23 protein-coding genes are annotated in these 24,601 nt (G+C 71.5%); 11 read left to right on the top strand and 12 right to left on the bottom strand.

Annotated features, from left to right (window positions below; all coding sequences use genetic code 11):
- Nucleotides 1-40 precede the first annotated feature (40 nt).
- The 3 genes from ACIQZO_RS13075 to ACIQZO_RS13065 all read right to left on the bottom strand — a co-directional run bounded on the left by ACIQZO_RS13075 (nt 41) and on the right by ACIQZO_RS13065 (nt 4,074).
- Entirely contained in the window at nt 41-2,275 is a 2,235-nt protein-coding gene (locus ACIQZO_RS13075) for an acetate--CoA ligase family protein (protein WP_403624496.1), read from the bottom strand.
- Nucleotides 2,276-2,470: 195 nt separating this feature from the next.
- Nucleotides 2,471-2,917, bottom strand: coding sequence for a hypothetical protein (locus ACIQZO_RS13070; protein ID WP_403624493.1), 447 nt, complete (start codon nt 2,915-2,917; stop codon nt 2,471-2,473).
- The gene (locus ACIQZO_RS13065; protein ID WP_403624490.1) at nt 2,914-4,074 is read right to left on the bottom strand and encodes a flavin-containing monooxygenase; all 1,161 of its coding nucleotides are present in this window, start codon (nt 4,072-4,074) and stop codon (nt 2,914-2,916) included. The genes ACIQZO_RS13070 and ACIQZO_RS13065 overlap by 4 nt, the downstream gene beginning before the upstream one ends.
- A 223-nt stretch (nt 4,075-4,297) precedes the next feature.
- Between ACIQZO_RS13065 and ACIQZO_RS13060 the strand changes: the two genes are divergently transcribed.
- Together ACIQZO_RS13060 and ACIQZO_RS13055 are read left to right on the top strand one after the other, a co-directional pair.
- Nucleotides 4,298-4,750, top strand: coding sequence for a DoxX family protein (locus ACIQZO_RS13060; RefSeq protein WP_403624487.1), 453 nt, complete (start codon nt 4,298-4,300; stop codon nt 4,748-4,750).
- A gap of 65 nt (nt 4,751-4,815) precedes the next feature.
- Nucleotides 4,816-5,208, top strand: coding sequence for a Zn-ribbon domain-containing OB-fold protein (locus ACIQZO_RS13055; RefSeq protein ID WP_403625021.1), 393 nt, complete (start codon nt 4,816-4,818; stop codon nt 5,206-5,208).
- Between the two features lie 4 nt (nt 5,209-5,212).
- Here the strand turns inward: ACIQZO_RS13055 and ACIQZO_RS13050 are convergent, their stop codons facing one another.
- Nucleotides 5,213-5,914, bottom strand: a complete 702-nt coding sequence (locus tag ACIQZO_RS13050; protein WP_403624484.1) for a pyridoxal 5'-phosphate synthase — start codon at nt 5,912-5,914, stop codon at nt 5,213-5,215.
- 278 nt (nt 5,915-6,192) lie between these two features.
- Nucleotides 6,193-6,339: a hypothetical protein gene (locus ACIQZO_RS13045; protein ID WP_403624481.1), complete on the bottom strand. Its 147-nt coding sequence runs from the start codon at nt 6,337-6,339 to the stop codon at nt 6,193-6,195.
- A 189-nt stretch (nt 6,340-6,528) separates the two neighbouring features.
- Here ACIQZO_RS13045 and ACIQZO_RS13040 point away from each other — a divergent pair, with 189 nt between their 5' ends.
- The 3 genes from ACIQZO_RS13040 to ACIQZO_RS13030 all read left to right on the top strand — a co-directional run bounded on the left by ACIQZO_RS13040 (nt 6,529) and on the right by ACIQZO_RS13030 (nt 8,372).
- Nucleotides 6,529-7,287: a GntR family transcriptional regulator gene (locus ACIQZO_RS13040; protein ID WP_403624478.1), complete on the top strand. Its 759-nt coding sequence runs from the start codon at nt 6,529-6,531 to the stop codon at nt 7,285-7,287.
- A gap of 176 nt (nt 7,288-7,463) precedes the next feature.
- Nucleotides 7,464-7,748: a hypothetical protein gene (locus tag ACIQZO_RS13035; protein WP_403624475.1), complete on the top strand. Its 285-nt coding sequence runs from the start codon at nt 7,464-7,466 to the stop codon at nt 7,746-7,748.
- Between the two features lie 417 nt (nt 7,749-8,165).
- A complete protein-coding gene (locus ACIQZO_RS13030; RefSeq protein WP_403624472.1) occupies nt 8,166-8,372 on the top strand; it encodes a DUF4287 domain-containing protein in 207 nt (68 codons plus the stop codon).
- A gap of 95 nt (nt 8,373-8,467) precedes the next feature.
- Here ACIQZO_RS13030 and ACIQZO_RS13025 read toward each other — a convergent pair whose 3' ends face one another.
- A complete protein-coding gene (locus ACIQZO_RS13025) occupies nt 8,468-9,697 on the bottom strand; it encodes a thiolase C-terminal domain-containing protein (RefSeq protein ID WP_403624469.1) in 1,230 nt (409 codons plus the stop codon).
- A 158-nt stretch (nt 9,698-9,855) separates the two neighbouring features.
- Here ACIQZO_RS13025 and ACIQZO_RS13020 point away from each other — a divergent pair, with 158 nt between their 5' ends.
- Both ACIQZO_RS13020 and ACIQZO_RS13015 read left to right on the top strand, forming a co-directional pair.
- Nucleotides 9,856-11,127 (top strand): acyl-CoA dehydrogenase family protein, encoded by a 1,272-nt coding sequence (locus ACIQZO_RS13020; protein ID WP_403624466.1) that lies wholly within the window; start codon nt 9,856-9,858, stop codon nt 11,125-11,127.
- A complete protein-coding gene (locus ACIQZO_RS13015; protein ID WP_403624463.1) occupies nt 11,127-11,600 on the top strand; it encodes a nitroreductase family deazaflavin-dependent oxidoreductase in 474 nt (157 codons plus the stop codon). Before ACIQZO_RS13020 ends, ACIQZO_RS13015 begins: the two co-directional genes overlap by 1 nt.
- Before the next feature lie 199 nt (nt 11,601-11,799).
- Here the strand turns inward: ACIQZO_RS13015 and ACIQZO_RS13010 are convergent, their stop codons facing one another.
- Entirely contained in the window at nt 11,800-12,447 is a 648-nt protein-coding gene (locus tag ACIQZO_RS13010) for a TetR family transcriptional regulator (protein WP_150257890.1), read from the bottom strand.
- Between the two features lie 284 nt (nt 12,448-12,731).
- Here ACIQZO_RS13010 and ACIQZO_RS13005 point away from each other — a divergent pair, with 284 nt between their 5' ends.
- From ACIQZO_RS13005 to ACIQZO_RS12995, 3 genes are all read left to right on the top strand, one after another.
- Entirely contained in the window at nt 12,732-13,526 is a 795-nt protein-coding gene (locus tag ACIQZO_RS13005) for a VOC family protein (protein WP_403624460.1), read from the top strand.
- Nucleotides 13,527-13,720: 194 nt separating this feature from the next.
- Nucleotides 13,721-16,129 carry a serine/threonine-protein kinase gene (locus tag ACIQZO_RS13000; RefSeq protein ID WP_403624457.1) on the top strand — a complete coding sequence of 803 codons (2,409 nt, stop codon included), beginning with the start codon at nt 13,721-13,723 and terminating at the stop codon, nt 16,127-16,129.
- Nucleotides 16,130-16,197: 68 nt separating this feature from the next.
- The gene (locus ACIQZO_RS12995) at nt 16,198-16,695 is read left to right on the top strand and encodes a peptidylprolyl isomerase (RefSeq protein ID WP_403624454.1); all 498 of its coding nucleotides are present in this window, start codon (nt 16,198-16,200) and stop codon (nt 16,693-16,695) included.
- Between the two features lie 79 nt (nt 16,696-16,774).
- On the opposite strand, the gene ACIQZO_RS12990 is transcribed toward ACIQZO_RS12995, so the two are convergent.
- From ACIQZO_RS12990 to ACIQZO_RS12980, 3 genes are all read right to left on the bottom strand, one after another.
- A complete protein-coding gene (locus ACIQZO_RS12990) occupies nt 16,775-17,146 on the bottom strand; it encodes a DUF6193 family natural product biosynthesis protein (RefSeq protein ID WP_403624451.1) in 372 nt (123 codons plus the stop codon).
- 9 nt (nt 17,147-17,155) lie between these two features.
- Nucleotides 17,156-22,006: an RHS repeat-associated core domain-containing protein gene (locus tag ACIQZO_RS12985; protein WP_403624448.1), complete on the bottom strand. Its 4,851-nt coding sequence runs from the start codon at nt 22,004-22,006 to the stop codon at nt 17,156-17,158.
- 172 nt (nt 22,007-22,178) lie between these two features.
- Nucleotides 22,179-22,661, bottom strand: coding sequence for a hypothetical protein (locus tag ACIQZO_RS12980; protein ID WP_403624445.1), 483 nt, complete (start codon nt 22,659-22,661; stop codon nt 22,179-22,181).
- A 139-nt stretch (nt 22,662-22,800) separates the two neighbouring features.
- Here ACIQZO_RS12980 and ACIQZO_RS12975 point away from each other — a divergent pair, with 139 nt between their 5' ends.
- Nucleotides 22,801-23,292, top strand: a complete 492-nt coding sequence (locus ACIQZO_RS12975; RefSeq protein WP_403624443.1) for a hypothetical protein — start codon at nt 22,801-22,803, stop codon at nt 23,290-23,292.
- 46 nt (nt 23,293-23,338) lie between these two features.
- Here ACIQZO_RS12975 and ACIQZO_RS12970 read toward each other — a convergent pair whose 3' ends face one another.
- Both ACIQZO_RS12970 and ACIQZO_RS12965 read right to left on the bottom strand, forming a co-directional pair.
- Entirely contained in the window at nt 23,339-24,115 is a 777-nt protein-coding gene (locus tag ACIQZO_RS12970) for an enoyl-CoA hydratase/isomerase family protein (protein ID WP_403624440.1), read from the bottom strand.
- The gene (locus ACIQZO_RS12965) at nt 24,112-24,537 is read right to left on the bottom strand and encodes a Zn-ribbon domain-containing OB-fold protein (RefSeq protein ID WP_403625019.1); all 426 of its coding nucleotides are present in this window, start codon (nt 24,535-24,537) and stop codon (nt 24,112-24,114) included. Before ACIQZO_RS12965 ends, ACIQZO_RS12970 begins: the two co-directional genes overlap by 4 nt.
- Nucleotides 24,538-24,601 lie beyond the last annotated feature (64 nt).

Raw genomic sequence — 24,601 nt, 5'->3', positions numbered from 1 at the left:
AAGACCCGGGGCCGCGCCCCGAACCCCTGGGACACGGACCTCAGCGGCAGATGGCCAGGGCGTCCAGGGCCACCGCCCCCTGGCCCCGGGGGAGGACCATCAGGGGGTTGATGTCCAGCTCGGACAGCTCGTCGCCCAGTTCGAGGGCCATCCGCTGGATGCGGAGCACGACCTCCACCAGGGCGTCCACGTCCGCGGGCGGAGCCCCCCGCACGCCCTCCAGCAGCGCATGCCCGCGCAGCTCCCGCAGCATGGCCCGCGCCTGGTCCTCGCCGAACGGCGGCACGCGGACCGCGGCGTCGTGCAGGACTTCCACCAGGACCCCGCCGAGGCCGACCGTGACGGTGGGGCCGAAGAGGTCGTCCTGGGTCACGCCGACGACCATCTCGACGCCCCGCTCCACCATCTGGCAGACCAGGATTCCGTCGAGCGGCACGTTCTCGTAGCGCGCGATGTCGGTCAGCTCCCGGTACGCGTCGCGGATCTGGCTCGCCGAGGTGAGGCCGATCTTCACCAGGCCGAGCTCCGTCTTGTGCCCCAGCTGCGGGCCCGAGGCCTTCATCACCACCGGGTAGCCGACCAGCCCGGCGGCGCGGACCGCCGCGGCCGCGCTCGTCACGAGCTGCTCGCGGGGGACCCGTATGCCGTAGGCGCGCAGGAGCTGCTTGGCCGCGTGCTCGCTGAGCTGCTGCGACGGCCGCATGAGGGCCTGCGCCTTGCGGTACGAGGGCGAGGGCGTGCGCGGCGCGTCCTCGAAGGGCGAGCGGTAGCCGGCGGTGAAGCGGTGGTGGCCGAGATAGGCGCGTACGGCGGTGATGCAGTTGCCGAAGGTACGGAAGGTGGCGACGCGGGAGGAGCCGAGCAGGGTGGTGCGGTAGGCCTCCTCGGTGCCGACGGGGGAGCCCCAGATCACGCAGATCAGCTTGTCGCTCTGCTCGGCCGCGTCCACCAGGTCCTGGGCGAGCCGGTCGCTCATGGGCGGGAAGGGGCCGGTGATCGGGCAGATCAGGACGCCCACCTCGGGGTCGGCGAGGATCGCGTCGATGATCTTCCGGCCGCGCCAGTCGCCGACCGGGTGGCCGCCGTTGTCGACGGGGTTGGCGACGTTCAGGTACTCGGGGATCCACTGGTGCAGCTGGTCCTGCTTGGCCTGCGAGAGGGTGGGCAGCGTCAGGCCCGCCTCGGTGGCCAGGTCGGAGAAGTGCGCCCCGGTGCCGCCGGAGATGGAGTAGACGACGACCCCGTCGGCCTGGGGCCTGCGGGCCCGGGCGAGCAGCGCCGCGGTGTCCTGGAGCTCGTCGAGGCCGTCGACGCGGATGACGCCGAACTGGCGCATGGCGGCGTCCACGACGGTGTCGGCACCGGTCAGCTTCCCGGTGTGGGAGGCGGCCATGCGCGCGCCGGTCTCGGTGCGGCCGACCTTGACGGCGACGACCGGGACCCCGTTGCGTGCGGCCCGGTCGGCGGCGAGCAGGAAGGACCGGCCGTCCTTGAGGCCCTCCACGTAGCAGGCGATGGCCCCGACCTCGGGCTGCTCGGCGAAGTAGGAGATGAAGTCGGAGGTCTCCAGGTCGGCCTCGTTGCCGGTCGGTGCCCAGTGGGAGAGCCGTATGCCCAGCTCCTGGAGGGTGTAGACCGGCCGGCCCTGGTGGCCGGACTGGGTGATCAGGGCGATCGCGGGGCCGTCGAGGTCCTCGCGGAACTTCTCGAAGGCGTTGAGGTTGGTGTTGGGGCCCAGCAGCCGCAGGCCCGAGCGCCGGACGGCGGCGCCGAGGCGCTCCTGGGCGGCGGCGCCCGCGTCGCCGGTCTCGGCGAAGCCGGAGGCGAAGGCGACGGCGAACTTGACCTTGGTCTCGGCCAGTTCCTCGATGACGGGGAGCGGGTCGGCGACGAGGAGGACGGCGAGGTCCACCTGTTCGGGCAGGTCGGCGACGGAGGCGTGGCAGGTCCGGCCGAAGACGCTGGGGCGGGTGGGGTGCACGGGGTGGAGCCGGGCGCCGACGCGCTCCGCCCAGGCGATGAGCTGGCGGGTGATGCCGGTGTTGGGTTTGCCCTCGGCGTCGGAGGCGCCGATGACGGCAACGGACTCTGGCCGGAAGAACCGGTCCAGGTCGGGGACGTCGGCGTGCAGCGGTCGTCCGCTGACGTCGAGGGGGACCGCGTCGTCGGCGGAGGGGGCCGCCGACGAGTGGACGGCGGTCCTGGGGGTCTCCCCGCAGGCCTCGACCCGTGCGCGGAAGTCGGTGGTGAGGGTGCCGTGAGTAGATCCAAGCATCGTTGCCGCCCACTCCTGCTCGATGAACTCGATGGAACTCAATAACTGACGTGCAGTCAGATTACTGAACTGACGTGCCGTCAGGAACAGGGCTGCGCAGGAAAGCTGTGGAGGTGGTGTGGTGAACGGTGACAGATCCCGCCGGAACCGGTCCAGGGCGCGATTCGGCCGACCCGGCCCGGCGGGCTCCGTGCCTCAGGCGTGCCAGAGCGCGAACAGGCCGGCGAAGAAGGTCACGGTGAACACCGGAACCCACCACGGGGCGGAGCCCGCCTCCCGCGCCGAGCGCGTCCAGCGGGCCAGCAGTCGGGCGTTCAGCAGTCCGGCGGTCAGGCAGTAGAGGACCCAGAGCGGCTCGAACAGCCCGGCGGGAGATTCGAAGTAGATGCTGTGACCGAGCAGCCAGTTGTCGACCTGGGTGACGACGAGGAAGAGGTGCAGGACGAGGAGCCAGGGCAGGGTGAGCACCACGGCGATGTTGCGGGCCAGGTAGCCGTTCTCGCCGAGCCCGATGCCACCGGTCATGGCCCATACCGCGCACGCCGCGAGCAGGATCAGGTACCCGCGGGACAGCGGCTCGCTCCACGCTGTCCGGGCGGCCTCCCGGATCCGGGCCGGAAGGTCCCTGCCGGGCTGCTTCACGCGGCACCCGTGCCGGACCGGCGGGCGACCGCCTTGGCGATCTTCTCGGCGTCCATCGCCATCTCTCGGAACATGCCGCTGATGGGGTTCGAGAAGCCGGTGAAGTACAGGCCGCGGGCCTGCTCGGGGGAGCGGGCGCCGTGCGTACGGGGGCGGCCGCGCTCGTCGAGCACCCCCAGGTGGCCGACCATTCCCTCCAGCGCGCGGCGGTAGCCGGTCGCCGCGATCACCGCGTCCGGGGTGATCCGCGAACCGTCCGCGAGCACCACCTCGGCGCCGTCGAAGGCCTCGACGGCCGCCACCGGCTCCACCGTGCCACCACGCACCGCGTCGATCAGACCGACGTCCTGAACCGGTATCGACCCCTGCTTCACCCTGCTGTACAGCCCGGTGGCGGGGCGCGGAAGCCCGTACGCCGACAGGTCCGGTACGGAGGCGCGGGCGACGAGCACCGACAGCCGGTCCACGAGTCGCGCCGGCAGCCGGCGTACGAGGATCCCGCTGCGCTGGGCCGGCCAGCCGGCGGTGGAGCGGCGCATGATGTGCGGGGCGGTGCGCACGGCGAGCCGCACCCGGGCCGCGCCGCCCTCGACGAGGTCGACGGCTATCTCGGCGCCGGTGTTGCCGATGCCGACGACGAGGACGTCCTGACCGGCGTACGGCTGCGGATTGCGGTACTCCGAGGCGTGCAGCAGCCGCCCCTCGTACGCGTCCAGGCCGGCCCAGTCGGGGAGCGCGGGCGTGTGGTTGTACCCGGTGGCGATGACGACGGCCGCGGCGGCCAGCTCCCGCCCGCCGGTGGCGTGCAGGGTCCAGCCGTCCGCGCCCTCGGGCCCGGCCGGCTCGATCCGGGCCACCTCCACGCCGGTGACCAGCTCCAGCTCGTGGAACTCGGCGTACTTCTCCAGGTAGCGCACGACGTCGTCGCGGGAGACCCAGCGCCCGAAGCGGCGCGGCATGGCCAGGCCCGGGAGGGCGGAGAGGCGGCGCGTGGTGTGCAGGCGCAGCCGGTCGTAGTGCCGCCGCCAGGACGAGCCGACCGTGTCGGACTTCTCGACGACCACCGCACGGATCCCTCGGGCGCGCAGCGCGGCGGCCGCGGCGAGGCCGCCGGGGCCGGCCCCGATGACGTACACGGGGCGGGGATGGGTGGTCATGTCGGGTGCTGTGGGGTCTCCGGGCATGAGGTGTGATCGTATCGCCACGCTGGGTTGATGGGTCTCGGTCGGGCGGGGAATCGATTGCGGATCGATCACGGGCGCGTGCGGCGCCGCCCCGGGTCGTGTGCCTGCCGCCGGCCGGGGCCTTGCGCGATCGTCCCGGATCCGCTCAACTGACGTACCGTCAGATTGTTGGACCGCGGAAGGGTGGGGGCTGCCGATGCAGACCATCTGGCTCAGTGGAGCCGAATGGCTCGCCGTGCTCCGGATAGGCCTCGGCCTGTGGTGGCTGGAGAGCTGGCGGCACAAGGACAAGAAAGGCTGGTTCGAACGCGGCACCGGCATCGCCTGGGCCGCCGACGTCGCCGGCAAACACCGCTGGACCTTCGTCAAGGGCGGCTTCGAGCGGATCGTCGCACCGCGTCCGAAGGCGATGGCCTACATCGTCGTCTACGCGGAACTCGCCCTCGGGCTGGGCCTGGTCCTCGGCCTCCTGACTCCGATCGCCCTGGTCGGCGGCCTCCTGCTCAACCTGCTGTACCTCGTGCTGATGATCCACGACTGGGCCGAGCAGGGCCAGAACGCGATGATGGCGCTCATCTCGCTCGTCGCGCTCCTCGCCATGTCCTGGCAGACCTGGTCCCTCGACGCGGCGATCGGACTGTTCCGGTGACCGGCACCGGCACCGGCACCGGCACCGGCACCGGCACCAGCGCTGTGCGGTACGACCTGCCCGAGATGGATGACTTCACCCGCCCCTACTGGGACGCGGCGGCCGAGGGCCGGCTGCTGCTGCGGAGCTGCGCCGACTGCGGGCGGGCGCACCACTACCCGCGCGAGTTCTGCCCGCTCTGCTGGGCGGGCGAGGACCGCGTGACGTGGGAGACGGCGAGCGGCCGGGCCACCCTCTACACCTGGTCGGTGATCCACCGCAACGACCTCCCGCCGTTCGGCACGCGCGTCCCGTACACGGCCGCCGTCGTGGACCTGGCCGAAGGCCCGCGGATGATGACCGAGGTGGTGGACTGCGAAGCGGCGGACCTGCGCATCGGCATGCCGCTCACGGTCACCTTCCGCGAGGCGGCCGACGGGGTGCGGGTGGCGGTCTTCCGGCCGGCGCCGCCGGACTGACCGGTCAGGGCCAGAGCAGCTCGCGGCCCCAGGACCCGCCGCCCGTACGGGAGTACCGCAGGCGGATGTGCCGGCGCGCGGCATCCCCCTGGAAGAACTCCACCTCGGCGGGGTCCAGTACGTACCGGGTCCAGGTCGGAGCCGGCGCGTCCGGCTCGGCTCCGGCCCGTTCCCAGGCGGCCGCCGAGACCCGCGCCAGCTCCTGCACGGAGCCGAGCACCTCGCTCTGCCGACCCGTGAGCGCGGCGGCGAGCGCACCCCGCGAGCGGACCGCCAGGTCCGCCCGGCTCTCCTCGGGCCCGCAGGCGCTGACCCGGCCCCGGACGCGGACCTGGCGGCCCACGGAGGGCCAGTAGAACCCGAGGGCCGCCTCCGGCCGCCGGGCCAGCTGCACGCCCTTGGCGCTGGTGGCGTGCGAGGCGAAGTGCCAGCCCCGCGCGTCGACGTCGTGCAGCATCAGCGTCCGCACATCCGGCCGCCCGTCCCCGTCCACCGTCGCCAGACTCATGGTGTGCGGCTCCAACTGCCCCGCGCGTGCGGCATGCACGAACCACTCCCGGAACAGCGCCAACGGCTCAAGGGGCGCGGTGGCCGGGTCGAACCCCGGGAGCGGTGAGTCCCACACGCGCAGGGAGTGCAGGGTGGCGTGGAAGTCGTCGGGGGCGGCTTCGCCGGTCAGGCCGGATCCGCGGGCATCGCTGTTCATGAGCCCCATGGAACAGCAGGGCGGGGGGCGGGTCGGAGGGTGCGGGGGCTTCGGCGGCGGGAGCCGACGGGGCGGGGCCGATAGGCGCGGGGTGGTGTGGCGGGCGGCAGCCACCGGGTAGGTGGGCGCACCCAATCGCTACGCGCTCCTCGCCTCTCAGCGTCTCCAGCCCGTCCTGGGCTGGACATAGGCCGCCCACGACCGTTGGCGCTCCGCGATCACGCGTCCGACGACCACCCTGGGTCGGGCATAAGCCGCCCACGACCGGTCAGCGCTCCTCACTCATCCGTCTCTCCGTGCAAGGTGGCGAGGAAGCGCTCCCACCCAACCAGCGCCCGGTCCAACAGATCCGAACTGGGCTCACCGATGCCCGCCGCCCCGACCAACGGGGCGTCATCGGGATCGATGCCGATGACATGCGGCATGCAAATCCCCCTCACTTGTGAGGCCACTGCCAGGCAGCCTCTCTAGAGATGTGACCAATCCAACCAACCTGGACGCGACTCGTCAAGGCATCTCTAGAGATGTCGAGCAAGAGGTCCTGACGCAGGTTCGTGCGGTGGCACATCTCTGGCCCTAGGGTGTCTAGAGAGGAGAGGAAGTGATCGGTTTTCATGACCAGCCAGGGCGGCGCCCGTCAGCCGAAATACCAGCGGATCGCTGATGCGCTGAGGACCGCTATCCAGGCGGGCGAATACGGCCCAGGTGATCGGCTGCCCGGTGAGAACGACCTCATGGCCGCATACGAGGTCGCCCGGATGACCGCGCGCCAAGCCCTCGGCGTCTTGCAGAACGAGGGTCTCGCGGAGGCGCGGAAGGGGGCCGGTGTCTTCGTGCGGGCGTTCAAGCCCTTGCGGCGACGCGGCATCCAGCGGCTGGCGCGCGAGCAGTGGGTCGCGGGCCGGTCGATCTGGTCCGACGAGTCCGAGGACCGGGAGCTGGTCGTCGATCAGATCGACGTGCGCGAAGAGCAGGCCGACGGCCGCTTCTCGGATGCCCTTGGCCTTCCCGCTGGGGCTCGCGTGTGGGCGCGCAGCCGCCGCTTCGTGCTCGATGGCAAACCCGTGCTGTTCGCCGTGTCGTACCTGCCGTCCGACGTGGTGGCGGACTCGGCCATCACGGAGGTCGACACCGGCCCCGGTGGGACGTACGCCCGGCTGGCCGAACTGGGCTTCGCGCCCGTGCATTTCCGGGAAGAGGTCAGGTCCCGGATGCCCTCGGCCGACGAGGCGGAGCGGCTCTCGCTCTCGATGGGTACGCCCGTCATCCACATCGTCCGCACCGCGTTCGCCCAGGGCGGGCGGGTCGTCGAGGTCAACGAGATGACGTTGGACTCTGCCTCCTACGTCCTGGAGTACGACTTCGACGCTTAGACGGCGGCGTCCATGGCCGCACCCTCGGTGGCGGTGTTTCGCGTGAGACTTTCTGTGGGGCGCCCGTTGGCGCCGTCCTTTCCGGTGACATCCGGCGCGGTGCGAGCCACGTGTGTGCCGGGCCGGGTAAGGCGTCCTTGCGACGACGAACCCGAGCACCGTTGAGGAGACCGACCATGTACGCAGCAGTCCGGCGGTACGAAGGCGTGACGGACCCGGCCGAGGCCGGGCGCATCGTCGACGAGGGGTTCGTGTCGCTCATGCGCCAGGTTCCCGGATTCGTGGCGTACTTCTGGGTCGATGCCGGTGGCGGGGTCATGGTGTCCACCAGCGTCTTCCGGGACCGTGCGGGTGCCGACGAGTCGATCGAGCGGGCGGCCCACTTCGTGCGGGACAACCTGGCCCGGTACCTGCCCAACCCGCCGCAGGTCACAGCCGGCGAAGTCGTCGCCTCCGCCTGACTTCCCCACCACCCGCCCTGGGCAGGCGAGCCCAGGACGGGCTGGAGACGCTGAGAGGTGAGGAGCGCCAACGGTCGTGGGCGGCCTATGTCCAACCCAAGACGGTCGTCGGACGCTGAGGGGTGAGGAGCGCGTAGCGATTGGACGCGCTTCCCCCGACCCGGGAAGTCGCTGGGCCGGGGCCGTCTCGTGGGTGCCCTACGCCCGGCCTGCTCGCGGGTCTGTGATGTCCCCGCCCCTGAAAGTCAACCCCCATACACGACTCTGACTACCGGCCCCGTGGATCCCGCCTACCCAAGCCGCCCGAAGAATTTTCACCAGGGCCGATGAGTTTCCGCCTCCGCCACGGTCATACCTACGACGCAAGACAAAGCAACGCACCGCAACAACGCAACGCCCCCGCGAAGGAGACGCATCATGGCCGAGACAGTCAAGGGCCCCGCCAGCTACTTCCCCTCGATCGAGAAGAAGTACGGGCGTCCGATCGGGGAGTGGCAGGACCTCATTCGGTCCTCGCCGCTGACCAAGCACTTGGAGCTGGTCTCGTGGCTCAAGACCGAGCACGGTCTGGGGCACGGTCACGCCAACGCGCTCGTCGCCCACACGCTCGCCGAAGGTAAGTGACCGCGAGCGACCGCCCCGCGCCAAGCAGCCCCCGCCCAGCCCTCACCCGCGCCCCTGCCCAGCCCGCGCATCCCACCCCCGCCCGCCCCGCCGCCTCATCCCCGCCCCAGCAGCACCGTCCCCGACGAGCAGAACCAGCCGCCCGTGCCCGAGGCCAGGGCGACCTCCGGGAGGCGGCCGCCGGGTTTGGTGACCTGGCCCGGGCCCGCCTCGCCGCGGAGTTGGCGGACGGCCTCGACCAGGAGGAACAGGCCGCGCATGCCGGGGTGGCAGGCCGAGAGGCCGCCGCCGTCGGTGTTGACCGGGAGTTCTCCGTCGCGCAGCAGGCGGCCCTTCTCCACGAAGGCCCCGCCCTCGCCCTTCGCGCAGAAGCCGAGGTCCTCCAGGGTCACCAGGGTCATGTAGGTGAAGGCGTCGTAGATCTCGGCGAGGTCCACGTCCGCCGGGGTGAGGCCGGCGCGTTCGAAGGCGATGCGGCCGGAGACGGCCGCCGGGGAGACCGTGAAGTCCTCCCACTCCGACATCGTGGTGTGGGAGACGGACGTGCCCGCACCCAGGATCCAGACGGGGGCCTTGGCCGTGTCCGGTACGTAGTCCTCCGCCGCCAGGAGCACAGCGCAGCCGCCGTCCGAGCGGATGCAGCAGTGCAGCTTGGTGAAGGGGTCGGCGATCATGTCGCCGCCGAGTACGTCATCGACGGTGATCGGGTCGCGGAACATGGCGTCCGGGTTGGTGGCGGCGTTCGCGCGGGCCTGTACGGCCACCGAGGCGAGCTGCTCCAGGGTCGTCCCGTACTCGTGCATGTGGCGGCGCGCGGCCATGGCGTATTTGGAGATCAGCGTGTGGCCGTAGGGGACCTCGAACTGGAGCGGTCCACGCGCCCCGAAGGAGAGGTTCGAGGTGCGCCGTCGGGCCTTGATGTCCGCGCGGGCGGTGGATCCGTAGACCAGGAGCACGGCGTTCGCGTGCCCGGCGGCGATCGCGTCCGCCGCGTGGGCGGCCATGACCTCCCAGGTGGATCCGCCCACCGAGGTGGAGTCGACCCAGGTGGGGCGCAGGCCCAGGTACTCGGCCACCTCCACCGGTGCCAGCGTGCCGAGGCCGGCCGAGGCGAAGCCGTCGATGACGGAGCGGTCCAGGCCGGAGTCGGCCAGGGCGCGCCGGGCGGCTTGCGCGTGCAGGGCGTAGGGGGTGGGGCCGTCGACCCGACCGCAGTCGGAGAGGGCGACGCCGACCACCGCGACCCTCCGGCGGGGGCGGGACGCGGGTCCGGATGCGAGTCCCGACGTGGGTCCGGATGTGGGTCCAGATGTGAGTCCAGGCATGCGGGAACGGTATATCTGACGGCATGTCAGATGCTAGACCCCTCCACGCAACCCGCCCCCGCCGCCCCCTGTGCATCTGTCCCCGCCGGGCCTAACATGACGGCCCGTCAGATACCTCCCGGCTGCCGCTGGGAGGTGCCCCCGGGAGGAGCCCGACGATGGATGCCGCCTTCACCGCGGAGCAGGACGAGATACGCCGCACCCTGCGCGAGATCCTCGGCAAACGCTGCGGCCCCGACGAGGTCAAGGCCGCAGTCCGCACCGCCGCCGGACACGACCGCGAGCTCTGGCAGCAGCTCGCCCGGCAGCTCGGGCTGCCGGGCATCGCCATCGCCGAGGAGTACGGCGGCGTCGGCTGCACCGCCGCCGACCTGGCCCTGGCCTGCGAGGAGACCGGCCGGGCGCTGCTGCCCTCACCGCTGCTGGCCACCGCCGTGCTGTGCGCGCCCCTGATCACCGCCCTCGGCACCGGGGCCCAGCGCTCCGCGCTGCTCCCGTCGCTCGCGACGGGCGGGCTGACCGCGGCCCTCGCCGTCAGCGGTCCGGCGCTGGCCACCGCCCTCGCGCTGACCGGCGAGGACGCCTCCGGGCAGTGGTCCGGCGGCGGCCGCGCGGGCGGGGTCCAGGCCCGCGCCGACGCCTCCGGGGGTGGCTGGCGGCTGTACGGGGAGGCCGCCCAGGTGCTCGACGGGCACAGCGCCGGACTGCTGCTGGTCGCCGCGCACACGGGGGGCTTCGCGCGCAGCCGCACGCTGCTGTTCCTCGTACGGGAGGACGCGCCCGGGCTCGTACGGTCCCGGCAGGCCGTCCTCGACGAAACGCGCCCGCAGGCCCGGATCCAACTGAGGGACGCACCGGCGGAGTTACTGGGCGACGAAGGGGCCGATGTGCTGAGCGCCCTGGCCGCGACCGGGCGTACGGCGTCGGCCGTGCTGGCCGCCGAGGCGGTCGGGGCGGCCGGTCAGGCGCTGGCCCGGACGGTCGAGTACGTACGCCAGCGCGAGCAGTTCGGTCGGGCGATCGGGTCCTTCCAGGCGGTCAAGCACCGGCTCGCCGATCTGTACGTCCAGGTGCAGGCGGCCCGCTCGGCGGCCTACTACGCCGCCTGGGACCCGGACCAGGGCGCTCTCGCGCTCGCCCAGGCGCTGGAGGCCCTGCGGGTGACCGCGGGCGAGGCCATCCAGCTGCACGGCGGCATCGGCTTCACCTGGGAGCACGACGCGCACCTCTACTTCAAGCGGGCGGCAGCCGACGAGCTGCTGTTCGGGCCGGTCCACCGGCTGCGGGCGCACGCCGCCGACCGGGCGGACCTGTTCGCGGACCCGGCCGCGGCCGTTCCGCCGCCGAAACAATCCGCCCCGCCCACAGCGCCGCCCCGGTCCACACCCCCGCCCACACCCCCGCCCGCACCAGAGAAGGTGGCCGTCTGATGGCTCCCGGCGTCAAGCTGATGCAGAAGGTCTCCTCGACCATGCTCTTCGCCAAGATCGCGCCGCACTTCATCCCCGCCATGGACAAGGCGGTGCACAAGCTGACCCGCGGCAAGGTCATCCTCAGCGCCCAGATGCTGCCGGGCGTGATCCTCACCGCCAAGGGCGCCAAGACCGGTGAGCCGCGCACGACCCCACTCGCGTGCATGCCCGAGGACGGCGGCACGACGTGGATCCTGATCGGCTCCAACTTCGGCCGTCCCGGGCACCCGGCATGGACCGGGAACCTGCTCAAGCACCCGGACGCGGACGTGAGTTGGCAAGGCCGGGACATCCCCGTCCGGGCCCGGCTGCTGACGGGTGAGGAACGCGCGCAGGCGTGGCGGGCGGTGCTGAAGTTCTGGCCGCCGTACGCGACGTACCAGGCGCGCATCGAGCGCGAGATCCGGTTGTTCCGCCTGGAGCGTCGCTGATCGCAGGCGTAACCGGCATGCCCGGCGTGACCGGTGCTGTCGGCCCGACCGGCATGCCCGGCGCGACCGGCGTGTCCTGCATGCCCGGTGCTGCCGGCATGTTCGGCAAGCCGGCAGGTGCGGCAAGGCCGGTGTGATCGGCGTGGTCGGAGTGTCGGCGTGGTCGGCGGGCCCCTGGAGGAAGTCCGGGGGTCCGCCGCTACTTGGTCGGCTTCTTGCCCGTGATGCCGAGATGGACGAGCAGCGCCAGGTTCGGCTTGAGCTCGGCCTGCTTGACACCCCAGGTCTGGAAGCCCTTCTGGTGCGAGGCGACCGCGGCCAGCATCGCGACCAGTGAACCGGCCATCGCCGCGGGGCTGACGTCCTTGTCGACCTTGCCCTTGGCCTGGAGCTCCTTCATCGATTCGGTGAGGGAGTTGGTGACCGAGTTCAGGATCTTCATGCGGATCTTGTAGAAGCGCTTGTCGCCCTCGGCCGCGCCGAGGTCGACGACCCGCAGGATCGCGTCGTTGCGACGCCAGAACTCGAGGAAGCCCTCGACGAGTTCCTCGGCGGCGGCCCAACCGGACTTGCCGACCCAGGTCCGGCCCTCGACGAGCGAGGTCAACTGCGCGCCCTCGGTGGCCATTTGTTCGGCGATCTCCAGGACGGCGCCTTCGACGTCCGGGAAGTACTGGTAGAAGGTCGCGGGGGAGGTACCGGCCTTGCGGGCGACGTCGATCACTTTGACGTCGCGGTACGGCGAGGAGCTGAGCATCTCGCTGAGGCAGTCGAGCAGCTTCTGCCGCGTCGCCTGGCCGCGCCGGCCGGCGACACGCCCGTCGACGGTGCGTACTTGTCCTGTCATGCCGTCAGCTTACCGAGGGGTGATCGGCGCGCTATTCGGCCGCCTGCAAATGGGGTTACGGGGTCCCTGGCCTGGGCGGAAGTGGATCCCGTGCGGCCGCGGGGGCGCATTCAGGCCGATGGCAGGCCCTGCACGCCCCCGGCCCCGTCCCGGGCGTGTCGCCCGGTTCCGCAAGATTTCCCCCGAATAGTCTTATCAACAGGCTGTGGACAAGTTTTCGGGCGGATCATGGCTGGGAGAGGTGGGAGGGTACACACCCCCGTACAACGGAAGGAAACGGGCCCATGGCCGCATTCGCGGAAGGCGCACCCTGCTGGGTGGACGCCTCGCTTCCGGACGTTGAGGCGGGCAAGCGCTTCTATGGTGAGCTCTTCGGGTGGACCTTCGCCGGCAGTGCGGGCGCCGAGTACGGCCACTACACCCAGGCCTACAGCCGAGGCCGCAACGTCGCAGCCCTCGCCCCCAAGCCCGACGGCCGCATGCCCACTGTCTGGGGGATCTACCTCTACACCACCGACGCCTACGCCTGCGCGCAGCGCATCCGCGCCGCCGGCGGCCAGATGATCATGGATCCGATGCCGGTCGGCCCGTACGGCACCGCCGCGATGGCCGCCGACCCCGGCGGCGCCGTCTTCGGCCTGTGGCAGCCCGGCACCCACCACGGCTTCGAGGCCCACCTGGAGCCGTACACGTACTGCTGGAGCGAGGTCTACACCCGGGCCCGCGACGCCGTCGACGTCTTCTACGCCAAGGTCTTCGGCTACGTCCCGCAGGACCAGGACGACGCCGGCGTCGAGTACCGCATCTGGTCCCCGCCCGGACGCGCGCCCGGCACGGAGACCGCCGTGCTGGGCCGCAGCCTGATCACCGATGCCTTCCCCGAGATCATGCCCGCGCACTTCCTCGCCTACTTCGCCGTACCGGACTGCGACCAGTCCGTCGCCACGGTGCAGCGGCTCGGCGGCCGGGTCACCGCCGACCCCTTCGACACCCCCTACGGGCGGATCGCGGTCGTCGCGGACAACCAGGGGGCGGTCTTCGGGCTGCTTTCGGAACCCCGGACAAAGCCGGACGCGTAGGGAGCCCCGGACGGGTCGCCGGGCAGATCACACCGCGCTGCTCGACGTGCCGGGGCCGGACCGGGTCCGAGCCTGACAGAATCGGGGTTGCTCGACCCGGGCGGCGCCCGGGGTGAGACGCTGCACGGGCAGGGCCCCGTGCCGGTGGAAGCGGGCCCGGTGAGTGGCCCGTACGGGGATGGGTGTGGAGGCGAGTGGTGGAGCAGCTGACGCAGCACGACCCGAGACGGATCGGCCCCTTCGAGGTGCTGGGACGGCTCGGCGCCGGCGGCATGGGGCTGGTCTATCTCGCGCGGTCCGCGTCCGGACGGCGGGTCGCGATCAAGACGGTGCGCACCGAACTCGCCGAGGACCAGCTCTTCCGCGTCCGCTTCACGCGCGAGGTGGAGGCCGCCCGCGCGGTCTCCGGCTTCTACACCGCGGCCGTGGTCGACGCCGATCCGCGCGCCGCCGTGCCGTGGCTGGCGACCGCTTACGTCCCGGCGCCCTCCCTGGAGGAGATCGTCAACGAGTGCGGGCCCATGCCCGCCCAGGCCGTACGGTGGCTCGCTGCCGGTATCGCCGAGGCCCTGCAGTCCATCCACGGCGCCGGCCTGGTCCACCGCGACCTGAAGCCGTCCAACGTGCTCGTCGTCGAGGACGGCCCGCGCGTGATCGACTTCGGTATCGCGAGCGGGGTCTCCAACACCCGCCTGACCATGACGAACGTCGCCGTCGGCACCCCCGCCTACATGTCGCCCGAGCAGGCCAAGGACTCGCGCAGCGTCAAGGGCGCGTCCGACGTCTTCTCACTCGGCTCCACCCTCGTCTTCGCCGCGACCGGGCACCCGCCCTACCACGGGGCGAACCCGGTGGAGACGGTCTTCATGCTGCTGCGCGAGGGCCCGAACCTCGAGGGGCTCCCCGCCGAGCTGCGGCCGCTGATCGACTCCTGCATGCAGATGGACGCCACGCTCCGGCCCAGCCCGGCCGACCTGCAGGCACAGCTGGCCCCGCACCTGTTCGACGGCGGCGACGACAGCGGGACCGCCTCGGCGTGGCTGCCCACGCGGGCCGTCGCGATGATCGAGGCCCGGCGCGCGGGGCACCGTACGCCGCCCGTCCCCGTGGTGCCGGCGCCCGGCCCGGCCCCCGCGGGCCGGGGCGCGGCCTCCGAGGCCGCCACGCACCGCCGCCCGCGTGGCGTGGACTCCTGGGTGGACCCGCGGACCGGCCAGGCCGTCCCGCAGCGCCCGCACCACCCGCCGATGTCCCCGGTGCCCTCGGGCGAGCCGGTGCGCCTCGGCGGCTCGCCGGTGCCGATCGGGCCCGGTCCGCGGGCGACGGCCGCCGCGCCGGCCGCGCACGCCTCCTCCTCCGCCGCGGACTCGGCGACCGGCTGGGTCCGGCCGCCGGGCGGGTCGGTGGCCACGCCCTCGGCCGTGCAGCCCGTACCCGGCTCGGTACCGGGGCCCGGCCCGGCCCCGGACAGCGGCCGCTGGCGGCCGTGGCGCTTCCGCATGTCCAACGAGGTCTGGGGCACCCCGACCGTCGCCGGGAACCTGCTCTACGTGACCTCCTTCGAGGTCCACGCGCTGGACGTGGCGAGCGGCCGCCGCCAGTTCAAGACCCGCGACGTCGCCTGGTCCATGGCGGTCGCCGACAACCGCATCCACGCCTCCGACGGCCCGTCCCTCTACGCGCTCGACGCCGGTGACGGATCCGAGCGGTGGCGGCTGTCGACCGACGCCTGGGTGTACGCGGTGCGCGCCGAGCGCGGCACGGTGGTCACGGCCACCCGCGGGGGCGGCGTACAGGGCCGGGAGGGTTCGAGCGGCCACAAGCTGTGGGAGCTGACCGGAGCGCAGAGCGACTTCGAGACCCTGGAGGCCGCCCCGGTCCTCCAGGACGGCACGGTGTACGTGTGGCAGGACGCCCGGCTGCGCGCCCTGGACGCCCGCACCGGCCGGGAGTCCTGGTCCTACCCGATCGGGGACGCGGCCTCCTGCGGGAACGTGCCCGTCCGGGTCACCGCGGCCCCGGACGGCAACGTCTACATCGCGGCCGGCACCCGGGTCATCTCGGTGGACCGGGCCTCGGGCCGGGTCCGCTGGCACTTCGAGGCCCCCGCTGTCTTCCTCGCACCCCCGGCCTTCGCGCCGGGCGCGGCCATCACGGGCGGCGGGGTCTACCTCGTCGACTACCTGGGCACCGTCTACGCCCTCGACGCGGCCACCGGCCAGGACCGCTGGCGGATCGCGACGGAAGCCCGGCAGTCCGCGGACCCGGTGGTCGTCGCGAACGGCAACGTGCACCTGGGCGCGGGCAGCGCGCTGTACACGCTCGACGCGGTCACCGGCACCCCGAAGTGGCGGTTCGCGGCGGGCGGCGAGATCACCGGCCTGCCGGCGGTCGCGGACGGCCGCGTGCACTTCGGGTCGGCCGACCACTGCCTGTACACCCTGGACGCGGCGGGCGGCCAGCTGCGCTGGAAGCTGGCCACGGGCGGCGAGATCACGGGCGCCCCGGTGGCGGAGGCGGGCGTGGTCTACGCATGCAGCAAGGACCGCTGCGTGTATGCCCTGGACGCGGCCAAGGGCACGGGCACCCGTACGAGCGGCTGACCTGCCCGGAGGCGGGGCTACGGCCCCGCCGGGTAGCGCACCGTACCGGGAGTGACAGGATGTACCCCATGAGCAACGTCTACTTCGACATCACCATCAACGGCGCCGCCGCCGGCCGTATCGTCTTCAACCTCTTCGACGAGGTCGTCCCGAAGACGGCGCGCAACTTCCGTGAGCTGGCCACCGGCCAGAACGGCTACGGCTACGCGGGCTCCGGCTTCCACCGCGTCATCCCCCAGTTCATGCTGCAGGGCGGTGACTTCACCAACCACAACGGCACCGGCGGCAAGAGCATCTACGGCGAGAAGTTCGAGGACGAGAACTTCCAGCTGAAGCACGACCGCCCGTACCTGCTGTCGATGGCGAACGCCGGCCGCAACACCAACGGCTCGCAGTTCTTCATCACCACGGTCGTCACCTCGTGGCTCGACGGCAAGCACGTCGTCTTCGGCGAGGTCGTCTCGGGCCAGGAGCTCGTCGCCCAGATCGAGGCCCTCGGCTCCCAGTCCGGCGCCCCCAAGGGCAAGGTCGAGATCGCGGCCTCCGGCGTCGTCGACGCCGCCTGATCCCCACCCCGCCAGTCAGGCCGGTCGGCCCCGCCCCCACTCAGGGGGCCGGGGCCGCCGCCATTTCAGCCGGCCGGGATCACAGGTCGCGAGCTGTGCCGACAACGGCAGGCCCACAGTCATCGGGCAGGCGGGCGGCCAGCAGGGCGAATGCTTCTTCCAGAGTGGCGACTTCGCCGAGCGTGCCCTCGCCGACCGGGCCACGCACCCAGAATCGTCCGTCGTCCATGGGATGCACCTGGCCACCGACCCGGGCAGCGGGAAGGCCGGTGCAGCGGCTGAAGAAGACGATGCCGTGGCTGACCCTCGGATACAGCTCCCGAAGCTGCGGCTGGGCGTGCGCGGCACGGACCATGGCCGGGTCGACCAGTTCCGCGCCCTTTTCGAGAAGGTACTGCCACTCGGCGGCCACGATGTCCGAGGCGCTCTGGTCCGTTCCGTCGTCTGTCATCGTGTGGTGCTATCTCCTGTGAGGCAATTTCGGGAGTTGGATTTCAGGAATGTCCGGCTTGGGAACATCGATCTTCACGTTGTTCGAGTACCAGTCGATGTCCTCCCACTTCCGTCCGTCGCGCAGCTCTTCGGGCACTCCGTCCAAGGCGTCCATCTCGTACTTGCGCACGTTCAGGGCGACAACGCTCATCTCCCAGGCCGTTCCGCCTGAGCCGGCCGGGGGATAGTTGTCCCGGTGCAAGGTGTTGAACTGGGATCCGAACTCCACCGCGACCTGGAAAGCCTCCACAATGGTGGCAGGCGTGTTCCAGTTCCCTTCGTCACCGGCTCGGTTCGGCATGCCGTCCAGGGTGATCGACAGCCTCGTGTCCCTGCCTTCTCCCACAGCATGCTGGACGTTCGTCATCCACTCGGGCGGTGTGCCGCCGGAGTACGCGTCGCCGTTGTACGTGTGAGCTCCCGGATCACGGGCTCGGCGCGAATCGTGATCGAGATCGTTCGGATCATTGCGAAGATAGCGCGCCAATTCATTCGATGCGGTCGCAGGTCTCTGGTTCGGACCGAGCACCACACTGTGCCTGTGCTCGCCGCTGTTGCGGTGCGGGCATCCTGCGAGGCCCAGCGGATCCATCCATGTCGTCGGGTTGTCGACGTACGCGAAGGCGTTGGGTGCCGGGGTCAGCCCGAGGGGGTCCGGGGAGACGTACCGGCCCGAAGTCGGGTCGTAGTGGCGGTGGCGGTTGTAGTGGAGCTCCGACTCGGGGTCGAAGTACTGCCCGGGAAAGCGGAGGGGAGTGTAGGCCGTCGCGTTGCGGTTCCAGGTGGTGGTGCCCCAGAGCGTGGCCTGAGTGTGCCAGGCCACCTCGCCCTGCTCGTCCACGAGTTCGCGAGGGGTTCCGATCAGATCCGTGGCGATGGCGAAGAAGCGGCTGTCGATCTCCGACTGGTCCAGGAGGCGGCGTTCCACCTGGGTGACCGGCTTCACGCCGTCGTGGTCCCACGTCAGCGCGACGGCCTCCCGGGAGCCGTGGGAGCGGGTTACCTGCTCGATGAGGGTGTCGCCGTCCCAGGTGAAGGTCACTTCCTCGGCAACCGAGGCCTCGTCCGAAGCCAGGCGCCGCTTCGCGATGCGGCGGCCCAGCGCGTCGTACAGGTACTGCCAGCGGGTGCCGTCCGGAGTGGTGACCGAGGTGAGGCGGTCCTCCGCGTCCCAGCCGTAGCGCCAGGTGTCCGGCTTGCGCGAGAGACGGCGCTTCTGCCGCAGGACCACCCGCCCCTGTGCGTCGTGTTCGTAGCGGATCGTGCCCGCCCCGGTGAGGCGGGTGCCCACGTACGTGCGGGGCCCTGCGCCGCTGTCGTTCCCAGGCCATGAGGCCTCGGTCTGGTTGCCGGACTCGTCGTAGGCGTACCGCTCGCTCCAGTTCACCGCGGTCACACCCGTTACCCGGCCCGCGCGGGTCAGATCGAAACGGCGTCGGCCGGCGAGGTGGTCGTCGACCGTGGTCAGGCAGCCGTCCGGGCGATAGCCGTAGACGCGGTGCTGGACAGTCCGGTCGCCGGCGACTCGGACCTGCTGGTTGGTGAGGCGCCCCTGGTCGTCGTACGCGTGGTCGATGGTCAGTGTTTCGCCGATGCGGCGAGTGATTTCGCGGCCCGCCTCGTCGAACTCGAAGGTCACCTCGCAGCCCGAGGCGTTGAGCAGCGCGCTGCGATCTCCGCGGAAGGTCCACGAGCTGACTGCTCCGGTCGGCGTGGTGCGGCGGACGCGACGGCCGGCCTCGTCGTGGGTGTGGGTGAGCTCACGTCCGTTGCACAGCTCGCGCAGGACCCTGCCCGCATGGTCCCGTACGTAGAGGAGCTCCGCGCCGGGGCTGACAGCCCGCTCCAGGTGGCCGGAGGCGTCGTAGGTGAAGTGGGTGAGCGTGCCTTCGGCGTCCTTGACCACCACCCGGCCGCGGGTGTCGCGCTCGTAGCGGACCGTCTGGCCGACGCCGTTGGTGCGGCTGGTCAGCCGGCCGACCGCGTCGTGGGTGTAGTGCATGAGGCGGCCGTCGAAGTCCATCTCGGACGTGAGGTGTCCGGCTGCGTCACGCGTGTAACTCCAGGACAGGCCGGCAGGATCGGTGACCTGAGTGAGGCGCAGCTCGGTGTCGTACGCGAAGGAGTACCGGGCTCCCTCCGGTGTGATGCGGGCTGTGATCAGATCGAAGTGGGTGTACTCGAAGCGGGACTCGCCACCCACCGCGTCCACGTGGGTCAGGCAGTTTCCCTCACCGTCGTACGTCCAGGACTGGGTGGAGCCGTCAGGGTCGGTACGCCGGGCCAGTTTGCCCTCGACCGTCCACTCCAGCCGTGTGGTGAGGTGGTGCGCCTCGGAGATCCGGGTCGGGCGGCCGAAGTCGTCCCGCTCGTAGCGTGTGACCGCGCCCAGCGGACCTCGGATGGCCAGTGGGAGCCCGGCGGCATCGCAGACCAGGCGGTCCAACGCGCCGTCGGAATCGGCCAGGCCGGTCAGGTGGCCCGACGCATTGTGGGTGAGCCGGGTCGTCGTGCCGTTCGGGCGGGTGAAGAGGGTTGGATTCCCGCGGTCGTCGTACTCCTGGTGCGACGTCGAGCCGTCGGGGTTGGTGACGGAGGCCAGCTGGTGCTGGTCGTTGTACTCGACCGTGGCCATGCTGCCGTCGGGGTGGACGACGCGCACGAGGTCGCCACGTCCGTCGTAGGTGTAGGTCGTGGTCCGGCCGAGAGGGTCGGTCTGGGCGAGCAGGCGGTCGTACGGGTCCCAGAGCCGACGGACCGTGTGGCCGAGAGCGTCGGTCTCGGCGATGACCTGGAGGTGCTCATTGAACCGGAAGACGGTGGCTGCGCCCGTGGAGTCGGTGTACCGGGTGGTCCCGGATGCGGTGTCGTACTCGAAGCTGGAGGAGAGGAAGCCGTCGGGGCCTGTCGTGCGTACGACCCGGCCGGCAGTGTCGTAGGAATAGCGGAACGTGGAGTCGTTGCGGTCGGTCCAGGACGTGACGCGGGCGTGGTCGTCGTACGTCAGCCGCTGGGCCAGCCCGGAGGAGTTCGTGAGAGCGGTGAGGTTCCCGGACTCGTCGTAGCCGTACGTCATGACGGTCACGGGCCCGTTCCCGGTGCTCACGGCCATCGCGGTGATCCGCTGATCGTCCGTGGTGGGCCGGACGTGGTAGCCGCCGCTGTGGGAGACGGAGGTGGGAGCTCCGTCGGCGGCCCGGGTGAAGGTGATGGCGTTGTCGTTGCGGTCCGTGACCGCGGTCAGCCAGTAGGCGGTGGAGGCGCGGTACGGGCTTCCGGTGAAGGACTTCGTCAGTCCTGAGCCGGTGTCGGTGACCGTGTACGTCGTCTCGCCGTCGTGCTCGGTGTCGTGCGCGAGGGCGAGACGGGGGCCCTCGAGGGGCAGGACAGGCGCGTCACCGGCCTGCGGCAGGCGGGGGTAGACGAGGAGTGAGCCGTCCTCGCGGGCCCAGACGGCGCCGAAGCCGACCGGGTCGGGTTCCAGGCGCTCGTCGAGGGTGGAAGCCCAACTGCGCCCGAACCACTGGCCGTAGCGGTACTCGGACAAGTGCGTGCGCTTGAGGACGAGCGGCAGGGTGCCGGGGAGGGCGAGGTCCGTCTGCGGCAGGGTCATCTCACCGGTGACGACATCGATGGGGTCGTTCTCGCAGCGCTTCTTGTCCAGCGAGATGCCGTTGCGGCGGGCCTCGTCCTTGGCCTTGTCCAGGGAGTCGGGCTTCGTGCGGCTGCTCGCGTCCTTGCCGCCGGAGCCCGCCCCGCCCCGGTCGCTGCCTCCCGAGCCGTTCTTCTTCAGGCGGTTGAAGTCGTCGTGGAGGGCCTGGTCGTTCTTCTTGTGGTCGGTGGATATCTGTTTGACGGCTTTGGGGAGGGTGGTGCCGACGTGGTCGCCCATGGCCTTGGTGGCTTTGGTGAGGGCTGCGAGGGCTTTGTCGGCGACGGGGTCGATGGCCTGGGCGATGGAGTCGCGGCCGCGGGTGCGGCCGTGGTGGGACTTGGCTTTGGTCAGCTTCGAGCTGGTCTTGCCGTGGATGCCGGTGCTGACGATGTTGAGGCGGGTGCCGGCGCGGTCGTGTTCGGAGTGTTCGATGTGCAGGTCCGTCAGCCCGGTACCCCCGCCGCCACCACCTCCGCTGCTGCCGCCGGCGGAGGCCAGGTGGAGGGATTCCTTGCCGGACTGGACTCCGTCGTTGAAGCCGTCCTTGCCGGCGTTCTTCGTCTGGTCGAGGTCGACGCCGTCCTGGAACCCGAGGGCCATCGAGCCGAGTTGGACGACGAGGTCGGCCGCCATGCCCTCGAGGGCGGCGACGGCCGGCTCGGTCATGGCCGAGACGATGTAGCCGACGGCCTCCTCCATGCACTCCTTGATGAGGCGTTTGACGACCTCCTGGGTGGCGCGCATGGCGCCGGCGCCGAGCAGCATCGACAGGCCGCCCGTGACGGGTATGAGGGAGAGCGCGATGCCCGCTTCGGTGGCCAGGTAGCCGAGTTGGACCAGGGCGGCGGACTTCATGGCGACCACGGCGTCGGCGGCCAGGTCCATGGCGCCGGCGATGGTACGGGCCGCGGCCGCGAGGTCCTTGAAATGCTTGGTCTTGACCGTGTTCCAGTGTTTGTTGAGGGCCTCGATCGATTCGCCCTTGCTGGCGGAGAGCAGGCGTTCGACGTGATTGTTGGCGAGTTGCCCGTCGTCCAGCAGGTCCTCGGCGAACTCGCGGAGCGAGTCGGCCATGTCCCGGTAGGCGTCCTCGTCCACATTCGGCCAGGCCACACCGATCAGATCCAGCAGTGTGTCCGCCCAATCGGGCACCGTCACCGACATGCCCCACCCCCGCAACTGTGAACGTTCCCCCGATGCTTGTGCGAAGCATATCTTCGCCGGGATGCGGCGCAGTTTCGCGGGGGCGCGTAATTCGCGGTGACAGGGTTTTGCCACAAGGGTAGTTGAGTGAGCTACGGCAGGTGACGTGCGGGTGCTTGCGGCATCGCGGATGCTACGCGTAGCCGTCGGGCGGGGCTGTGGGGGGCGTCGTCGGGGGGAGGGGGCGGGCGCGGCGTGTGGGGCGGCCGCGCATGACCGCTGCGCCCAGGAGCATCAGGGCGCCCGCGCCGAAGGCATTCGCGAGGCCGTCGCCGAGGCCCTGGGCGTCGCCGCCGACCGTGAGGCTCCCGGCGGCCTGGCCCTGGCGGACCGTCCACAGGACGGTGAAGCCGAGGACGACGATTGCGGCCAGTGCCATGAGCAGCCGCGAGCGGAGCAGCACCGCGCACAGGGTGAGGACGGCTGCGAGGAGGTACGGGAGCAGGATCGAGGCCAGCAGGGCGGACCCGCGGTCGGTGATCCCGCCGGAGGTGAAGAGCTCCTGGACGCGGTAGTCGCGTCCGAGACGGCCGTCGTACCAGGCACGGAAGGGGCTCCAGACGGCGGCCGCCGCTCCGATCAGACCCATCAGGGAGCCGAGTACGTTGCGGAGCATGCCCGGCCCTCCGGGATAGGGGTCTCGGTCCCGACGCTACGCCCGCCCGCCGCGTCCCGCATGTCCTCGCACCCCGTTGCGGTGAGCGCGGTGGCTGGTAGCGTGGCCCGCCGTTGTCCCACGGGGAGGGGTTCGGGCCATGGTGGCTGGGCGTCGTATCAGATTCACCGCGGTGCTGGTGGCGGTCGTGTTCGCACTGACCGGCTTCTCGTCCCACGGCGGGAGCAGCAGCAGCGGGAGCAGTGGAAAGAGCAAGAGCGGCAGCAGCAGCGGTGGCGGGTGCTCCAGCTCCAAGAGCAAGAAGAAGAGCCACACCAGCGGCAGCAAGAGCACGGTCACCGCGTCGCCCTCCGCGAGTGCGACCGGAGCGCCCGCCACGGCCGTCGTGGTCACCTGTGTCGGCAGCACCCCGCCGGTCACCACGGTCAGGCTCACCTCGAACGTGGACCGCAGGGCGACCTTCGTGGTGAACCTGTACCGGGAGGGCGCGAACGGCGCCACGGTCGAGTCGACCGTCGTCAGGGAGACCCTGGGCGCCCGTGAGAGCCGTGTGGTCAGCGTTCCGCTCAAGGAGCCCTCGCGGGCGAGCGAGGTCAGGACGTGCCGGCTCGACCGGCCCCTCGAATCCTGAGGCCGGCCGTCCGCACGTCGGTGGACCGGGCGGCCCGACGCACGGGTCAGCGGAGCCTGTACTCCGTACCGGGCCGCCGCGAGCCGAACAGCTCCGCCTGCCGCTCCGGCTCCAGGTTCCCCAGCGCGATCAGCGCCGGGGCCTGCGCCAGGGCCTGCTGGAGCGCGGCCTGCTTCGCCGACCACAGGGCCCGTACGGTGCCCTGCACGGCCTGCGTCGGGAAGCCGGCCAGGGTTTCGGCCGCCCGCAGGGCCGCCGGGAGCAGGTCGTCGGGCGCGGCCAGTTCCGAGACGAGGCCGATCTCGTGGGCCCGGCGCGCGGAGAGCCGTTCGGAGGTGCCCATGAGGGACATCCGGGCGGCCTCGCCGAAGGGCATCCGCTGCGCCATGTACACGGCCTCGTAGGCGCTGACCATCCCGTAGCTGGTGTGCGGGTCGAAGAAGGTGGCGCTCTCGGAGGCGATCAGGAACTCCGCCTCGCCCAGCAGGTAGAAGGCCCCGCCGCAGGCCATGCCGTTGACGGCAGCGACGACCGGCTTCCACAGGTCGCCCGCCTTGGGGCCGATGGCGATCAGCGGGTCGTCGGCGGAGTAGGGCGAGGCGGGCTGCGGCACGTCCACGCCGCGGTCGATGCCGGTGCAGAAGGCGGCCGGGCCGGCGCCCGTCAGCACCACCGCCCGTACCTCCTCGTCGTAGCGGAACTCCCGCCACACCGTGCTCAGTTCGGCGGCGGTGGCCAGGTCGATGGCGTTGTGCCGGTGCTCCCGGTCGAGGGTGACGACCGCGACCCCGGTGGCCTTGTCGCGTTCCACCCGCAGGGTCATGACTTCTCCAGGATCCACCGGGGCACGGCCATGCCGCCCGTCTCGGTGAAGACCACCTGGACGCGTGCGCCGATGCGCAGCCGGGCCGGGTCCACCGAGTCGAGCGGGGCGTCGGCCGAGGTCACCAGGTTCCCGGCGAGCCGGATCTGCGGGGCGTCGGCGAGCTCCACGAGGATCACGTTGTACGGGGCCTGCGCGGCGTAGGCGGGCAGCAGCGGCGGGTGCGGCTGTACGTAGGACCAGATGCGGCCGCGGCCGCTCATCCGGCGCCACTCGCTGTCGAAGGACCGACAGTGCGGGCAGCAGGGGCGGGGCGGGAAGCGCAGCCGGCCGCAGTCGGTGCAGGCCTGGACGCGGAGCTCGCCGCGGGCGGCGTACTCCCAGAAGGGGGCGCCGTCCTCGTCGGGGACGGGCAGGAGCAGCCCGTCGACGGACGCGGACGCGCCGGTGGACGCGGACCCGTCGACGGACGCGGGCCCGCCGGTG

It is taken from the genome of Streptomyces sp. NPDC097617, from assembly GCF_044761485.1.
Classification (GTDB): domain Bacteria; phylum Actinomycetota; class Actinomycetes; order Streptomycetales; family Streptomycetaceae; genus Streptomyces.
Note: the sequence above shows the minus strand (reverse complement) of the source record. Positions and strands in the feature narration are given on the sequence as shown.

Excerpts from the sequence above, each read along its gene's own strand:
- ACIQZO_RS12995 (WP_403624454.1), top strand. The coding sequence starts at position 16,198 with ATGAGCAACGTCTACTTCGACATCACCATCAACGGCGCCGCCGCCGGC.
- ACIQZO_RS13065 (WP_403624490.1), bottom strand. The coding sequence starts at position 4,074 with ATGACCACCCATCCCCGCCCCGTGTACGTCATCGGGGCCGGCCCCGGC.
- ACIQZO_RS13005 (WP_403624460.1), top strand. The coding sequence starts at position 12,732 with ATGGCCGCATTCGCGGAAGGCGCACCCTGCTGGGTGGACGCCTCGCTT.
- ACIQZO_RS12980 (WP_403624445.1), bottom strand. The coding sequence starts at position 22,661 with ATGCTCCGCAACGTACTCGGCTCCCTGATGGGTCTGATCGGAGCGGCG.
- ACIQZO_RS12985 (WP_403624448.1), bottom strand. The coding sequence starts at position 22,006 with ATGTCGGTGACGGTGCCCGATTGGGCGGACACACTGCTGGATCTGATC.
- ACIQZO_RS12990 (WP_403624451.1), bottom strand. The coding sequence starts at position 17,146 with ATGACAGACGACGGAACGGACCAGAGCGCCTCGGACATCGTGGCCGCC.
- ACIQZO_RS13050 (WP_403624484.1), bottom strand. The coding sequence starts at position 5,914 with ATGAACAGCGATGCCCGCGGATCCGGCCTGACCGGCGAAGCCGCCCCC.
- ACIQZO_RS13040 (WP_403624478.1), top strand. The coding sequence starts at position 6,529 with ATGACCAGCCAGGGCGGCGCCCGTCAGCCGAAATACCAGCGGATCGCT.
- ACIQZO_RS13075 (WP_403624496.1), bottom strand. The coding sequence starts at position 2,275 with ATGCTTGGATCTACTCACGGCACCCTCACCACCGACTTCCGCGCACGG.
- ACIQZO_RS12975 (WP_403624443.1), top strand. The coding sequence starts at position 22,801 with ATGGTGGCTGGGCGTCGTATCAGATTCACCGCGGTGCTGGTGGCGGTC.
- ACIQZO_RS13055 (WP_403625021.1), top strand. The coding sequence starts at position 4,816 with ATGGATGACTTCACCCGCCCCTACTGGGACGCGGCGGCCGAGGGCCGG.
- ACIQZO_RS13015 (WP_403624463.1), top strand. The coding sequence starts at position 11,127 with ATGGCTCCCGGCGTCAAGCTGATGCAGAAGGTCTCCTCGACCATGCTC.
- ACIQZO_RS13025 (WP_403624469.1), bottom strand. The coding sequence starts at position 9,697 with ATGCCTGGACTCACATCTGGACCCACATCCGGACCCACGTCGGGACTC.
- ACIQZO_RS13035 (WP_403624475.1), top strand. The coding sequence starts at position 7,464 with ATGTACGCAGCAGTCCGGCGGTACGAAGGCGTGACGGACCCGGCCGAG.
- ACIQZO_RS13030 (WP_403624472.1), top strand. The coding sequence starts at position 8,166 with ATGGCCGAGACAGTCAAGGGCCCCGCCAGCTACTTCCCCTCGATCGAG.
- ACIQZO_RS13060 (WP_403624487.1), top strand. The coding sequence starts at position 4,298 with ATGCAGACCATCTGGCTCAGTGGAGCCGAATGGCTCGCCGTGCTCCGG.
- ACIQZO_RS13010 (WP_150257890.1), bottom strand. The coding sequence starts at position 12,447 with ATGACAGGACAAGTACGCACCGTCGACGGGCGTGTCGCCGGCCGGCGC.
- ACIQZO_RS13020 (WP_403624466.1), top strand. The coding sequence starts at position 9,856 with ATGGATGCCGCCTTCACCGCGGAGCAGGACGAGATACGCCGCACCCTG.
- ACIQZO_RS12970 (WP_403624440.1), bottom strand. The coding sequence starts at position 24,115 with ATGACCCTGCGGGTGGAACGCGACAAGGCCACCGGGGTCGCGGTCGTC.
- ACIQZO_RS13045 (WP_403624481.1), bottom strand. The coding sequence starts at position 6,339 with ATGCCGCATGTCATCGGCATCGATCCCGATGACGCCCCGTTGGTCGGG.